Source organism: Methylobacterium sp. CB376, assembly GCF_029714205.1.
Lineage (GTDB): Bacteria > Pseudomonadota > Alphaproteobacteria > Rhizobiales > Beijerinckiaceae > Methylobacterium.
This window is the reverse complement of sequence record NZ_CP121648.1, coordinates 6,094,301-6,109,037: the sequence shown is the minus strand read 5'-3', so window position 1 is coordinate 6,109,037 and position 14,737 is coordinate 6,094,301. Positions and strand designations below refer to the sequence as shown.

At 62.7% G+C, this 14,737-nt stretch carries 9 protein-coding genes; 7 read left to right on the top strand and 2 right to left on the bottom strand.

From position 1 onward, the window contains the following. Window positions 1-258: 258 nt before the first annotated feature. From QA634_RS28165 to QA634_RS28150, 4 genes are all read left to right on the top strand, one after another. Window positions 259-2,580, top strand: a complete 2,322-nt coding sequence (locus QA634_RS28165) for an ATP-binding protein (RefSeq protein WP_012335272.1) — start codon at window positions 259-261, stop codon at window positions 2,578-2,580. Window positions 2,581-2,719: 139 nt separating this feature from the next. Next, the gene (gene ugpB / locus QA634_RS28160; protein WP_445928374.1) at window positions 2,720-3,994 is read left to right on the top strand and encodes a sn-glycerol-3-phosphate ABC transporter substrate-binding protein UgpB; all 1,275 of its coding nucleotides are present in this window, start codon (window positions 2,720-2,722) and stop codon (window positions 3,992-3,994) included. Between the two features lie 717 nt (window positions 3,995-4,711). Further along, window positions 4,712-5,812 (top strand): sensor histidine kinase, encoded by a 1,101-nt coding sequence (locus QA634_RS28155; protein WP_265576437.1) that lies wholly within the window; start codon window positions 4,712-4,714, stop codon window positions 5,810-5,812. Window positions 5,813-5,961: 149 nt separating this feature from the next. Continuing rightward, window positions 5,962-6,336 carry a histidine kinase gene (locus QA634_RS28150; protein WP_012335269.1) on the top strand — a complete coding sequence of 125 codons (375 nt, stop codon included), beginning with the start codon at window positions 5,962-5,964 and terminating at the stop codon, window positions 6,334-6,336. A 68-nt stretch (window positions 6,337-6,404) separates the two neighbouring features. Here QA634_RS28150 and QA634_RS28145 read toward each other — a convergent pair whose 3' ends face one another. Further along, on the bottom strand, window positions 6,405-8,165 hold the full coding sequence (locus QA634_RS28145) for a sensor histidine kinase (protein ID WP_012335268.1): 1,761 nt from the start codon (window positions 8,163-8,165) through the stop codon (window positions 6,405-6,407). A 949-nt stretch (window positions 8,166-9,114) separates the two neighbouring features. Here QA634_RS28145 and groES point away from each other — a divergent pair. Together groES and groL are read left to right on the top strand one after the other, a co-directional pair. After that, window positions 9,115-9,402: a co-chaperone GroES gene (gene groES, locus QA634_RS28140; RefSeq protein WP_012335267.1), complete on the top strand. Its 288-nt coding sequence runs from the start codon at window positions 9,115-9,117 to the stop codon at window positions 9,400-9,402. An 89-nt stretch (window positions 9,403-9,491) separates the two neighbouring features. Then, the gene (groL, locus tag QA634_RS28135) at window positions 9,492-11,132 is read left to right on the top strand and encodes a chaperonin GroEL (protein WP_012335266.1); all 1,641 of its coding nucleotides are present in this window, start codon (window positions 9,492-9,494) and stop codon (window positions 11,130-11,132) included. A gap of 700 nt (window positions 11,133-11,832) precedes the next feature. On the opposite strand, the gene QA634_RS28130 is transcribed toward groL, so the two are convergent. Further along, window positions 11,833-11,964 (bottom strand): hypothetical protein, encoded by a 132-nt coding sequence (locus QA634_RS28130; protein ID WP_265576436.1) that lies wholly within the window; start codon window positions 11,962-11,964, stop codon window positions 11,833-11,835. 955 nt (window positions 11,965-12,919) lie between these two features. On the opposite strand from QA634_RS28130, the gene QA634_RS28125 reads away from it, so the two are divergent. Then, window positions 12,920-14,698: a Rieske (2Fe-2S) protein gene (locus QA634_RS28125; protein WP_265576435.1), complete on the top strand. Its 1,779-nt coding sequence runs from the start codon at window positions 12,920-12,922 to the stop codon at window positions 14,696-14,698. Window positions 14,699-14,737 lie beyond the last annotated feature (39 nt).

Sequence of the window (14,737 nt, the reverse complement as noted above, 5' to 3'; positions counted from 1 at the left end):
ATGTATGTAGCCCGCGCATGAAGAGAAGGCCGCTCTCGGGAGCGGCCCGAAGTCTAGGAAGGAAACGGCCAAGGAGGGCACTCACAGACGCGACGCCGTCGCGCGGTGCATTCATTTCTTTCGCATTTTGCGGTGCACAATTCAATCTGCCTTAACGGGCATGAGAAATGCCGCGTTCTAGGCTGGACACCAATTCTCCAGATTTGCAACTCAGAAGGCGTTCCTGCCATTTGGAAAGCCTTTTACGTAAGGAGATCCATGAGATCAGCTGGCGTTTCCCGCCGCGTTTTCACCGTCGGCGCCATTCCTGTCGTTATTGCCGTTCTTATTGCTCTGGCCGCCTGGGCACTCCTGATTGAGGCGGAGCGGGCACGCGACGGAGCTGTGCTCTCAAGTGAGACATTTCACACATTCACCTTCCTTCATAAGACGCGCGACGACTATGTCGGCCGGACTTCCGTTCCCCGTGCAGCTGCGCGTAGCCACTTTGACAGGCTGGCCGCCGAGGCATCCGCTCAGCTTGCAAAGCTCCGGCAAATCGGGCGGACGGCGGATCAGCTCGCCCGGGTCGAAACCGCTAGACGCGATCTCACCGCACAAATCGAACAAATGCGTTCCCTTGTGCAGCTCGAGGGTGATCTCGAGGTTGCCTCGACCCAGATGGCGCGCCGGGCTGACACGCTTGTCGTACTAACAGACGCCGAGCGCCAGCGCCAACAGGCCCAAAATGCCCGCATGGTTTCGGTCCTCACCAGAACAGACGCTGCACTCGAGCTCAGCCAACGGGTGGTCAGTGCCCTCCGTGATCTCCGGGAGGCAATCTCGGCAGTTGAGCTGAACAAGACGCGTGTCGGGCAGCCCGTCTTCCAGATCGAGTTCGACGAGCTGGAAGCGGATATCCGGCTTCTTAACTTGACCGGCGCACAGCTACATACAGCGCTCCTGGCGGCCGAACGCGGGGCTGAGGCCGACGAGCTGACGACGCTGCTGCGGTCTTACCGCGAAAGAAGCCAGAGTGATGGCGGTCTGAGCCGTGTCATCGCCGAGGGCTTCGAACTCACGCGCGCTACGCAGTCAGGAAGCGCTCTTATCGCCTGGTGCGACAGGCTGATTCGGGAGAATGCTGATAAGCAGCGGCGTCTTCAAGCGGAGGTCGCGGCGCTGATCCGGAGCTCCGTCTCGTCGAACGAAGCGGAGCTGACGGCGCAGAGCATCGCGCTAGCAGCCCTCCGGCTTGCCCAGCAATCCGCCTCCGCTCTCGCTCGGCGCAGCATCGAGGAGGTGTCGAACGTCGTCGTCGAGGGCACCTATCTCGCTGGTCGCGCCCACAGCCTCGCAATGCCCTTGGGTATTCAGGGCGACATGATGGCCGCGATCCAGGGTTGGCGCGAAAGTCTCGCCGCCACTGTCGAAAAGGTCCGAGAGCAAAACGCCTTGATCGCCGAGATGGACCGTCGCGACACCGTTATTGCTGCAAACGCTCAGGCACTCAGCCGGGCCTTCATCGACGATGCCAACCGCTTCGGCTCTTCGATCCGCCGACTGCTCCTTGCGGGCGCAGCGGGCGCCCTGCTGCTTGGCACAATCGCTGTGGTTAGCGTCGCACGCTCTATCACGAGGCCGCTGCGCCTGCTCACAAGCAGCGTGCTGCGGGCGACCTCGGACCCGAGCATCGAGCATATTGATCTCGCCGCTCGGCCTGACGAGCTCGGCGACATCGCACGCGCCTCGAATACCTTCTTGGCCGAGCTGCGGCGGCGCGAGGACGGCTGGAGAGATGCTGCACGGCGTGCCGACGAAGCGCTGACCACCCTGCGCCAAACCCAGGACGATCTCGTGCGCTCGGAGAAGCTCGCCTCATTGGGGCAGCTCGTGGCGGGTGTTTCTCACGAGATCAGCACCCCGCTCGGAATTGCGTTGACCACCTCAACTCAAGTCCAGGTCGACTCGGCGTCCTTCGAGGCCCTTGTAAATGAGAACCGCCTCTCACGCTCACGCCTGACGCAATACGCTTCGCGAATGCGCGAGGGGGCGCAGCTGGTGACCACGAACCTGATGCGCGCTTCCGACCTCCTCTACAGCTTCAAGCAAGTAGCCTCTGATCAAGTTCTCGAGGAGCGGCGCGTTATCGACCTGGGTGCCTGGACTGAGGATCTCCTGAAAAGCTTACGCGCGCTCGCGCGGCCGGGTCGGCACGAGCTCGCGGTGGACTGTCCGGGCGATCTCAGCCTCGACACTTATCCGGGCATACTCGCCCAGGTGCTGACTAATGCTGTGAAGAACGCGATCGACCATGGCTCGCGAGAGGATCACATCCTTCGAGCAACGATCAAAGCGAGAGCCGAAGGAATGCAAGTAGCAATCGAAATAATAGATAACGGTGCGGGCATTGAACCTCAGTATCTCGATCGTGTTTTCGACCCATTTTTTACTACCGCCCGCGCTTCTGGCGGAACAGGCCTCGGTTTGCACATCATCCACAACCTTGTTGTGCACCGACTCCACGGCAGTGTAGAGATACAGAGTGCAGTAGGACAAGGTACCCGTTTGAAACTGAAAATTCCGTGCCACCTTGGGTAAGCTGAGTTAATTTCTGACTCAAAAAAACACAGGGGCAACGACAATGCATTGCTCGGTAAGTCGAGAAATCAAGATCAAAGCAACCGTTTCACGAGTGTATGTACACATCCTCAGCGGCCTCATCGGCCTGATACTGACAATGTCACCCGTCACTCCCCACGCGGCCACCGAGCTTCAGCTCTGGCACTCTCTCGACGGCGCGAACGGCGCCCTGGTGGCCCGGATAGCGGAAGAATTCAACGCCTCGCAGAGTACCTACCGGGTCATCACGATTTACAAGGGCCCGTACGCTGAGACGATCAATGGTGGGATCGCGGCTTACCGAGCGGGCGTCGCACCTCACCTCCTGCAGGTCTTCGAGGTCGGGAACGGAACAATGGCAGCGGCGATCGGCGCCGTGAAGCCCGTCTCGGAAGTGCTGAGTGCGGCTGGAAGCACGGTCGCGCCTGACGCATTCCTGCCAGTCATCGCGACCAATTACCTCGCCCGTGATGGCAGTATGCTGTCGCTGCCCTTTAACATCTCGGCAATGGTAATGTGGGTCAATCTCGACCGATTTCAACAGGCAGGTCTTGATCCTCAGCGCCTTCCCGAGACGTGGCCGCAAGTATTCGTAGCTGCTCGGGCGTTAAAACATGCAGAGCCGTCCAAGTGTGCGCTCTCGACCGCATGGCCCACATGGGCTCATATCGAGCAGCTGTCGGCATGGCACGGCCAGCCGGTCGCAAGTCGCGCGAACGGCCTCGACGGATTCGATGCTGAGCTCGTCTTTAACAAGCCGCTCCAAGTACGTCACTTGCAGAACATCGTTGATCTGAACCGCGAGGGTGCGTTCAGCTACTCAGGCCGCACGAATCGCGGGGAGGCACAATTTATTTCGGGCGAGTGCGGTATCTTTTTGACTTCCTCCAGTATGTACGGGACGATTGCAGCGCGAGGGCATTTTCGCTGGGCGATCCAACCGATGCCTTACTATCCCGATCTTGTCGATACGCCTAAAAACGCTATCCTGGGCGGTGGATCTCTGTACGTCATGCAGGGAAAGACGTCGCAGGAATATGCTGGCGTAGCTGCATTCTTGAATTTTGTATTGAGTTTCCCTGTGCAATCCCTCATCTACCGCAATTCCGGCTACATGCCAGTTACCCGCGCAGCCTACGCCGATGCTCAGGCGTCCGGATTTTACAAGCGTTACCCTATGCTTCAGGTCGCGGTTCGCGAGATAACGGATCGAGAGCCGACGCGTGAAACTTCGGGCCTGCGGCTGGGCAATATGCTGCAGATCCGCGATATTTGGGCGGATGAGATTGAGGCGGCGCTCGCCGGTACGAAAGCACCGCAGCAAGCTCTGGACGATGCAGTGGCTCGCGGCAACGCTGTGTTGCGGCTGTTCCAACGCAGAACCTCTCGATAAGCAGTGACGGCCTCGCCATTTATTTGTAAGTATCTGAAATTTTGTGAATATCGCAGCCTTCTTGCTCATATTTCGTCGCCAAGCCCGTTCACAATCATCCCCGTAGAAGTGCCGTCGTTGGATGGCGACGCTGGTCTGGGCATTAACACGCTGGTTGAACATGCGGGATAGCATTCCCTCGTCGTCCAGAAACAGTGACCGGTGACGCGCTCCGCTCGACGGCAAGCAGCAATGACGCGGGCTCGTATGGCACCGAGATCGGCGGCAAGCCCACATTCATCGCTTTGGCAAGCTGATCTCTGTAGCTAGTTGCAAGCAGAACCGGCCGGCCGGGCCGTTAGCTCCGAAGATTTTGAGCCATATCAAACTCGCTCAGCACTCTCGGCATGACAAGGCTGGACAGAACAACATCGACTCCCCGGCCCAATTTCATAATTTCCTGCGCGGCCGCTGCGTGGTCGGCCGTTGTGACTGTAGGACCTCGCTTCGCCCACCGGAGCAGGCCCTTTCTGCGCGATCCCAAATCGGCCGAGTCGCAGCCCTTTCGTGACGGAGTTTTGATTGACCGGAGGTGCACGCGGCACAAGGCTGTGAAATCGTCCATGGCCCCCGAACCCTGAACGCTCCTCATCGTTATTGTAGCCAGTGTCAAAGGTACGGCGCGTGATAGGTACGAGCGACTGCACAGCTTGGGACGAGGAGAAGCGACTGGCAGCTTTGCGCGCCTACCAGATTCTCGATACTCCCAGGGAGGACAATTTCGACGAAATCGTCCATTTAGCGGCGCAAATCTGCCGGGCACCAATGGCTGCCATCAGCCTCGTGGAAGATCGCAGGCAATGGTTTAAGGCCGAAGTCGGCCTGGGCATCAGAGAAACACCTATCAACGCTTCAGTTTGCGCCACGACAGTCATTACGCCTGGACTCTCCGTCGTACCCGACATGAGCGTGGACCCGAGATTCGCTGCCAATCCTCTGATCGCCAACTATCCTCACCTTCGATTCTATGCAGGGGCACGGCTGGAGACAGCCGACGGCCTGCCGCTCGGCAGTCTCTGCGTGCTTGACCGTACCCCCCGCGAGGGGCTGAGTAGTGAACAGGCGTCCGCGCTGATGACCTTAGCTCGGCAGGTGACAAACCAGTTTGAGCTTCGCCAGGCCGTGGCCGAACGCAACGAGGCACTCTCGATCCTACGCCAGACCGAAGCGCGGCAGCTCCTGCTCGTTCGCGAGCTTCACCACCGCACGCGCAACAATCTCGCGGTACTCCAAGCCCTGTTCGGCGCTTCAGCGCGAGCGAGTCGCAGCGTCAATGACCTATACCACTCCTTCTCCGACCGGATCGCCTCCCTCGCCCGAACACAATCGTTGTTGTCCGACGACTACTGGCAAACTGCGGGCCTGCACGACATCCTCTCGCATGAATTCGAGTGGCACATCAGCATTAGCAATGGCCGCGTAACGCTGAATGGGCCTGAGCTTGACCTTGCTGCGGACCTCGCCATCCCGCTCGGCATGGTCCTCCATGAACTCAGGTCGAATAGCGAACGCCACGGTGCACTCTCCTCAACCAGTGGCAAGGTCGAGGTGAAATGGGATCTTGTACGGCGAGACGGCAAGCGCCTGCTACATCTCGTCTGGTCGGAGCACAACAGGGTCGGAGTGAAGCCGCCGTCCCGTGCCGGCGTCGGCACGAAAATTCAGCGGATGCTGGAGGTGCAGTGCGGGGCAGAAGTGACAGTTGACTATCTACCCGAGGGCCTCACCGTCACGGTGACTGCCCCGCTTATCGAAGCAAGGCTGGTTCCTGCGTATTAACCGGTGTGGACAGCTGCGAGCTTGGCTGGCCCACGGCGGCCACCTGCGTTATTCCACGCTGATCCGCAGGAGCGCCCGCCCACCGCGGGTCGCGGCGTTTCGTCCTGAAACACCAGGGGGAGGCGCTGGCGTGAGGTGGAAGCATCGGAATGGCCAGTGTACGCGCATCGCGTGCCTGTATCCTCATCGCGGAGGACGAGGTGTTGATCGGCTTCGATCTTGCCGACCAGCTGGCACTCCGTGGATTTGAGACTGCTGGCCCCTTCACAACGTGCGCTGATGCCGAGCGGTGGCTACGTTCCAACGAGCCTGCCGGTGCGGTGCTCGACAACTCGCTTGCAGATGGGCCGTGCGATGCGCTTGCCCAGGATCTTGAGAGCCGTGGCATACCCTTCGTTGTCTACAGCGGTCATGACCACTCGAACGAATCTTCGCCCGTTTTCCAGCGCGCGCCTTGGATCATAAAACCAGATTCCATTGAAGAAGTCATAGGTCAATTGAGCAAATTGATAGATAGGAGGTAGCCGGCTCGCGCTCCGGAAATGGGCCGGTAGGAGGCAAAGCCTATGCTTTGGGCGAATTAAACACCGATCTAAACCGGTGGACTGCTCGCGTCATCATCGAGAGCGATCCCCAAGGCACACTCAACACCAGTCGGCTCGTAGCTGATGTCCACATCTCCCCGCATCTCGCTCGCTAACGTGCGCTCGATCAGACGCGTACCGAACCCTTTGCGTGTCGGGGGCACCACCGAGGGACCGCCCTGTTCCGACCAGCGCAGAATGAGGTGGGTGGGCTTCGAACCGGAAACAGACCAGCCGATCAGAACGCGACCGCTCATCGTGGACAGCGCCCCATACTTGGCCGCATTCGTACCCAACTCATGCAGCGCCATGGCGAGCGCCAGCGCAATCCGCGGTGCCAACCAGACCTGACGGCCGACGATCTGGAAGCGCGTGCCGTCCGTCCGGCGGAAAGGCGCAATAGCTGCCGACACGATCTCAGTCAGGTTCGCCCCTTCCCAACTCTCACGCGTGAGCAGGTCGTGGGCCTTGGATAAGGCGAGCAGCCGCGCCTCGAACGTCTCCGTCCGGTCGCTGGAATCTCCCCTGAACGTCTGATGGGCGATGGCCTGCACGGTGGCGAGGGTGTTCTTCACGCGGTGGTTCAGTTCGTGGAGGAGCAGTGCTCGGTGCTCCTCGGCCCGCTTTCTCGCTGTGATGTCCAGCACCACACCGACGATGTTGGCCGGCTGCCCAGCACTGTCTTCCTTGGTTTCGGCCCTCAGGAGCAGCCACCGAACGCTTCCGTCCGGCCACACGCATCGGTGCTCTGCCTCGAAGTAGCGGTCATCGCGCGCTCGCGCCTCGCTCCAGGCGGCGGTCAGCCTCTCTCGGTCACCGGGATAGTAGCGGGATCGGAATTCACCCAGCGTCGGACACGCCTCGGGCGGGAAGCCGTAGATGCGGTTGAGTTCCGCTGAGCCCTGGACCGAGTCGGTCGCGACGTCGTAGGCCCACACGGCCATTCGACCCGCGTCTAGGGCGAGGCGGAGGCGGCCCTCGCTGGAGCGCAGGGCCTCCTCGGCCTCAAGTTGGGCGGTGATATCCTGAAGCGTGCCAGCATAGCGGACCGCTCGTTCGACGCCATCCACAGGAGCAAATACGGCCTCGCCGTGTGCCAGCACCCAACGAACCGTGTCGTCAGAGGGCCTGATGATGCGATATTCATAGGGGACGCGCTCCCGAATGGCCGGATCGAGGGCGCGCTCGGCCATCTCAGTGGTACGGGGCAGATCCTGGGGATGGGTGGCGCCGCGCAGCATGTCCAGGGTGACCGGAGCGTGCGGGGAGAGACCGTGGATGGCACACGCTCGCTCCGAGTAGACCATCTCGTCGGTGAGCAAGTTCCAGTCCCAGACACCAAGCCGCGCCGCTTCCGTAGCGATTTCTAGGCGGGACTGGCTCTCTCGAAGAGCGGCGTCGGCCTGCCGAGCGTCCGTCACGTCTCGGAATGTGACGCCCAGGCCCGCGCCGAACCGAAACACGTTGAACTCAGTGATGCGGTCCGGTCGCACGGCCGAGGGTGCCTCGAAGAGGGCCGGCTCACCTGAGACCAGCACGTGCCGCCAGCGTGCCTCGATCTCACTTCCAGCGAAGGGGAGGATCAGGTCTTGAATGGGTGCGCCGAGCGCGCTCTCGCGGCCGCGGCCGAAGTGCGTCTCCGCGGCCGGGTTCATCTCGGTGAAGCACCACCGTTCATCGAGGGCGATGAAGCCGTCCCGTAAGCCGTTTAGGAGGTCTCTGAGCGGATCTGGCTCATACGCCTGCTGAACAGGCACGATGGCGAGCATCGGGCGTACCTCCTCACGGGACCGACGCGGGCGTGCGAGCCTGTGCAGCCTGCCGCTAGTCACCCTAGCTGTTCGTTAACAATCTAACCGCAAGCCGCGGGCCGGCAACTCCGGCTCGGGAGCAATGCGATTACTGTCTCGGTGCCGACCCGCTGGGCTGATGGAGGGTCGCGTTCTACACGCTCCTTCTCGCCGCCCGCTCCTCAACCACCCTTTCCGAACGCGCCTCCTGCGCCCACGTCGTGAGCAGCCACGGCACCCGCGAGTTTGCCATCGGCTTGGCGTACGGGTAACCCTGGTCGTAGTCGCAGATCCAGATGCTGGACACAATAAGAGCCCCTAACACAATCCTCCTTCGCCCCCGCTAAGTGGTTGAAATTTCAAGAGAGAAGGCGGTTTTGATAGGTGCTCTAAGTCACTCGCCCGCGCCGATCGAGAGTGCATCCCCCTACCGCCGGCACACGGTTACCCTTGCCCCGCGCCTGCACCTTGAGGATGCAGAAGCCTGCCCTTGAGCGAATGGATGGTGACGCGCTCCACCATGCCCGCTAGGACCTCGACGGGCGTGCTTCTCTCGACCTGCTCGGGCCGGACCATCTGGTTCACGCGTCCACTCGGGACCCATGGTCGGCTCCCGCTCCCTCAGCTAAGCAGGGCAAGTGTCGCGGATCCAGGACAGTGCCGGTCCAGTGGGCGTGATTGTCGTTTCTGGTTCGTTCGCTCACCAGCATCCAGACCCTAGCCCGCCTACCCCCGCTTCGCGTGACGACGCCAGCAGCAACATCGCAGACGTGCAGCTCAGAAGCGATTTGCGAAACCGGCCAATGATCGTTAGCACTCGCTCTGGTGGAGTGCTAAGACGCTTCGCGTGGAGGGGGAGGCAAAAGCTTCTCTCAAGCGGCGGCACTGACGAGCCGCTGACCTGTTCAGGCAGGAAACCGGAGGTCCCATGAAGTTTCGTCCGCTGCACGACCGTGTCGTCGTCCGCCGCATCGAGGCGGAGGAGAAGACCAAAGGTGGCATCATCATCCCCGATACCGCTAAGGAGAAGCCGCAGGAGGGAGAGGTTATCGCTGTCGGCCCGGGTGCACGCGACGAGTCCGGCAAGGTGGCCCCCCTTGACGTGAAGGCCGGCGACCGCGTCCTGTTCGGCAAGTGGTCGGGTACCGAGGTTCGCCTCGACGGTCAGGACCTCCTGATCATGAAGGAGTCCGACATCATGGGCGTCCTCGCCTGAGGCGGCCCCACGGGTTCGTGAACTTCGTCCTTCGAGGCTGCCGATTCGGGGCGCCTTGGGACTGCAATCCGACAACAAGGATCTGACCTATGGCTGCCAAGGACGTTCGTTTCTCCTCCGACGCGCGCGAGAAGATGCTGCGCGGTGTCGACATCCTCGCCAACGCCGTGAAGGTGACGCTCGGCCCCAAGGGCCGCAACGTCGTGCTCGAGAAGAGCTTCGGGGCTCCCCGCATCACCAAGGACGGCGTGACCGTCGCCAAGGAGATCGAACTCGCCGACAAGTTCGAGAACATGGGCGCCCAGATGGTGCGCGAGGTGGCCTCGAAGACCAGCGATCTCGCCGGTGATGGCACCACGACCGCCACCGTGCTGGCCCAGGCCATCGTCAAGGAAGGCGCCAAGTACGTCGCCGCCGGCATGAACCCGATGGACCTCAAGCGCGGCATCGACCTCGCCACCGCCGCCACCGTGAAGGACATTACTGGCCGCGCCAGGAAAGTTGTCTCGTCGGAGGGGATTGCCCAGGTCGGCACGATCTCGGCCAACGGCGACAAGGAGATCGGCGAGATGATCGCCCAGGCCATGCAGAAGGTCGGCAACGAGGGCGTGATCACGGCTGAAGAAGCGAAGACCGCCGTGACCGAGCTCGACGTCGTCGAGGGCATGCAGTTCGACCGCGGCTACCTCTCCCCGTACTTCATCACGAACGCGGAGAAGATGATCGCCGATCTCGAGGATCCTTACATCCTGATCCACGAGAAGAAGCTGTCGTCGCTGCAGGCGATGCTGCCGGTGCTCGAGGCGGTGGTGCAGACCGGCAAGCCGCTGCTGATCGTGGCCGAGGACATCGAGGGCGAGGCGCTGGCCACGCTGGTGGTCAACAAGCTGCGCGGCGGTCTGAAGGTGGCGGCCGTGAAGGCGCCGGGCTTCGGCGACCGGCGCAAGGCGATGCTGGAGGACATCGCGATCCTGACCGCCGGTCAGATGATCGCGGAGGATCTCGGCATCAAGCTGGAGAACGTGACGCTGCCGATGCTCGGGCGGGCCAAGCGGGTGCGGATCGAGAAGGAGAACACCACGATCATCGATGGGGCCGGGGAGAAGGCGGACATCGAGGCGCGGGTGGCGCAGATCAAGGCGCAGATCGAGGAGACGACCTCGGACTACGACCGGGAGAAGCTGCAGGAGCGCCTGGCCAAGCTCGCGGGCGGAGTTGCGATCATCCGCGTCGGCGGTTCGACCGAGGTCGAGGTCAAGGAGAAGAAGGACCGTGTAGAGGACGCCCTTCACGCCACCCGCGCGGCGGTGGAGGAGGGCATCGTCCCGGGCGGCGGCACCGCGCTCCTGCGGGCCCAGGCGGCCGTGGCCGCGCTCACGAGCGATAACCCGGATGTCCAGGCTGGCATCAAGATCGTGCTCAGGGCGCTGGAGGCCCCGATCCGCCAAATCGCCGAGAACGCGGGCGTCGAGGGCTCGATCGTGGTCGGCCAGATCTCCAACAACACGGGCTCTGAGACGTACGGCTTCAACGCCCAGACCGAGGAGTACGTGGACCTGCTCGAGGCCGGTGTCGTCGATCCGGCCAAGGTGGTGCGCACGGCCATGCAGGGTGCGGCCTCGGTCGCCGGCCTGCTCGTCACCACGGAGGCGATGGTGGCGGATGCGCCGAAGAAGGAAAGCTCGGCTCCCGCCATGCCCGGCGGCGGCATGGGCGGCATGGACTTCTGAGGTCAGCTACCTCCAAACTTGGTGGACAGGCTGCCGCGAGGCGGCCCGTCCATCTCCGAACCGGAGCCCGAGCCCAGTTTTCTCCCATTCCCCACCTGCTTCGTCGGGGCGCGTGGGCGAGACGAGCCGGAGCCAGAGGTCACGCTCGCCGACCTCGATGAGACTGACGAAGCCCCGATCCCATCGGGCCGTCCACAGCCGACCGACATGGTGGACAGGCCCGATGATCCGCCCCCTCCGCCAGGATGCTCGTTCCGAGCGATCCCGCCGCGCAGGCGCTGCTCGGGTGTGACCGCAGTCCGCTCCTTCAACTCCATGGACAGAGTGAAAGCCGTTGAGCAGCGCCGGCCTCTACAGGCGATCTCGCCGGCAGGGTCCACTTCCCACAAAGGTCCTTCGAGTCCGAGGTCGACGCTTGACGGCAGGCAGAGCGAAACGGGAGCTGCGACCCCGACATGGCGATGCACACAAGCGCCAGGACCGGCGCACTCATGATGGGGCCCTTGGGTAGCTCCGCCTGCGGTGGAGACTTTGTCCGCGCCTGATAATGGCCGGGATCCGGTCGCCCGGTGTACGCGCCGTCATCAACCACCCACTTGGTTGCAGCGTCGGGCGACTGCCCGATCCACGGGTGCAGAGTGGTACCTCGCTGGCCGCAGCCATTGGGTTCGCTGCCGAGCTCGCGAGTCGGGTGCGAGGCCTATTTCCGATTGGCCGATTTCACGGCAGCGCTAACCATGTCCTTCGTCGACGGTGCTGCCGCGCTGGTCTTGGGCACCGGCTTCTTCGGCTTCTTGGCTTCGCGGTTTCCGCGCTTCTTCTCCGAGGCCATGATCAACCTCCTCGTTCAGCGAAGCCATCATTGCATAGTCTGCCAAATGATGGGACGAAAATTTCAATACCCAGTGACAGCCGGTCTCATCGGACGCGGAGCGTGATCCCTTTCAATGGATAAGTGATAGCGGATTCGGACCCTCCTCGGGCAAGAAGCAGGTCAAATTTGTGTGTTCCTCGTACGGGTTACCGAGCAGGTTCGCTCCGATGCCAAGTTGGATTTTCGAAAGCAGCCATGCGAGCGTACTGAGAAGGATCCATAGGTTCTTCTGGTAGAGCTCGATCAATTGCTCGCATAATCCAGCGCTTGGGCCGGAGCTTCTGAGATCGAGTCATCGCTGCCTCCTGCACGATAACCAATGCTCAGACCCGATGGTTAACAGGCAGTTAAATTGGCGAGGGTTGTTAGCGGTGTAACCGGATTAAATTCACTTACTGCTCGGCTTTCTGTCAGATGCGGGTGCGCTGGCGGCGCAACTGCAATTTGGCCGAATTGGTGGGCAAGAGCGGAGCTATCGTAAGAACACCAGCGAATAAAATCTATCGCACGCCATGTCATCGCGAAATCGTAATCAATAGGTATCCAAGTCGTCCGGATCGGCGCAGCGTCTCCGCGCAATGCGCTCGACTGTCCAGAACACGTTCTACACCCGATATCACCTGATCTCCCGCCGGACATTGCACCTGTTCAGGGCTGAAACCGCGGAAACTTGTCAGAAAACTACTGTTGCGGCCTCAGATGAGGAGGACCCTGTCCCTCCTGCGACCGCAGCTCAGTTCCCGGTGTGATGCTTCCCGGAGACTACGCAACGTCACATTCCAACCACCCCCGCGACGGCACCTCGGTCTATCAGGCCGCCTTGACTGAGGCGCAGCCCGCGCGCATCGCCATGAGTGGATGGTTGCTCCATCCGCCTGCTTCAGAACACAGCATAGCTGCAGGAGGCATGCTCATGGAGGCGCCGAACAGGGAATTCTCGCTGGCGGGAAGTCTCGAGGAGCTGAGCGCGAAGGGGCGGATCGTTATGCACGGCCACCATCGCCCGATCCTGGTGATCCACGACCGCGGACGCGTCGTCGCCCTCGACAATCGTTGCCCCCACATGGGCTTCCCGCTCGAGCGGGGCAGCGTCGAGGACGGCATCCTGACCTGTCATTGGCACCACGCCCGCTTCGACCTCGAGAGCGGCTGCACCTTCGACCTGTGGGCGGACGATGTCCCAGTCTGCCCGGTCGAGGTGCGCGATGGAGAGGTCTGGGTGAGGACCGGGTTCGCCCACGCCGACCCCGTCGGCCACTGGGAGCAGCGGCTTGCGGACGGCCTCTCCCACGACCTCGACCTCGTCATCGCCAAGGCCGTGCAGGGTCAGCTCGCGGCCGAGGTGCCGCGAGCCGACATCGTGCGGCAGGTGGCGCTGTTCGGGGCGCGGAACCGCGACGGCTGGGGCGCGGGTCTCACGATCCTCACGGCGCTCGCCAATCTCCTGCCGGTGCTGCCCGAGGAGGAAGCATACCTCGCCCTGTTCCACGGCGCACGCCACGTGGCGGCGGACTGCGATGGCGCGCCGCGGCGGCGGGATCGGGCGGCGCTTGGAAGCCGGCCCGACCCGGCTGCGCTCAAGCGCTGGCTGGGGCGCTGGACCGCCGTTCGTCATCGCGAAGCGGCCGAGCGCACCGTGCTCACGGCGATCGCGGCCGGACTCGCTCCACCCGTACTCGCCGACGCGCTTCTCGCGGCCGAGACGGAGCGGGCGTTCGCTGACGGCGGGCACTCCCTCGACTTCATCAACAAGGCGTTCGAGTGTCTCGACCTGATCGGCTGGGAGCACGCGACGGCGGTGCTGCCGACTGTGGTCGGCCAGATGGCGGCGTCCCGCGGCGCCGAGGAATCGACCGCGTGGCGACAGCCCGTTGATCTGGTTGCACTCTGTGAGGAACCAGCAAGGCAATGGCCGGACCTGCTTGCTGCCCACCGGGCCGAAGGCTGGTCGAACCACGTGACGCTCGCCCGAGAGCTGCTCGGTGACGATCCAGTCAGGATCATGGACATGCTCGAAGCGGCGATCCGCGCAGGAGCCTCCCCCTCTGACCTAGGCCAATCGCTCGCATACGGGGCGGCGCTCAGGGTGGCGCGGTTCGGCAACGCCAACGAGCACGGCGACTGGGAGGCGGCGCACCATGTCTTCAGCTACGCCAACGCCGTCCACCAGTTGCTCAACCGAATCGGGACTACCAGCGCCGACGGTCGCGTCACGGCCGTGCGCAGCATCCTGCACGGAGCGATGGCCCTGTACCTTACCCGCTACCTCAACGTACCGCCGGCCCACATTCCGGGAGACGGCGACGAGCCGCTCGACGACTTGCCCGCCGACGCCGAGGCCATCCGCGCCAACTTGCTCGATGCGTTTGACCGGCAGCGGCATGTCGATGTCGCGGCGAGGCTCGTGGCCCGGCATCTCACACTCGGCCACCCGTCACAGGGACTGATTGCCACGCTCGCACGGGCGGTGCTGCGCGAAGATGCGGGCTTCCATGCTTATCAGATGCTGGAGGCCGGGATCCGGCAATTCGCGGAGTGGGGCGATACCGACGCGGGCCGGCACATCCTCGTCGCGGTTGCCCGATATCTTGCAGCCCACTCACCGACCGAACGGGCGGCGTTGCAGACGGCTGACATCGCCCGGCGCCTGATGCGGGGGAGCGAGTTGCATCGGGAGGTGAGCGCGCCTTGACGACGCGCCGAGGAGTAGAGCTGGAGAGGACCTGACGCT

Excerpts from the sequence above, each read along its gene's own strand:
- QA634_RS28130 (WP_265576436.1), bottom strand. The coding sequence starts at position 11,964 with ATGGCCTCGGAGAAGAAGCGCGGAAACCGCGAAGCCAAGAAGCCGAAG.
- QA634_RS28150 (WP_012335269.1), top strand. The coding sequence starts at position 5,962 with ATGGCCAGTGTACGCGCATCGCGTGCCTGTATCCTCATCGCGGAGGAC.
- ugpB (WP_445928374.1), top strand. The coding sequence starts at position 2,720 with ATGTCACCCGTCACTCCCCACGCGGCCACCGAGCTTCAGCTCTGGCAC.
- QA634_RS28145 (WP_012335268.1), bottom strand. The coding sequence starts at position 8,165 with ATGCTCGCCATCGTGCCTGTTCAGCAGGCGTATGAGCCAGATCCGCTC.
- QA634_RS28165 (WP_012335272.1), top strand. The coding sequence starts at position 259 with ATGAGATCAGCTGGCGTTTCCCGCCGCGTTTTCACCGTCGGCGCCATT.
- groES (WP_012335267.1), top strand. The coding sequence starts at position 9,115 with ATGAAGTTTCGTCCGCTGCACGACCGTGTCGTCGTCCGCCGCATCGAG.
- QA634_RS28125 (WP_265576435.1), top strand. The coding sequence starts at position 12,920 with ATGGAGGCGCCGAACAGGGAATTCTCGCTGGCGGGAAGTCTCGAGGAG.
- groL (WP_012335266.1), top strand. The coding sequence starts at position 9,492 with ATGGCTGCCAAGGACGTTCGTTTCTCCTCCGACGCGCGCGAGAAGATG.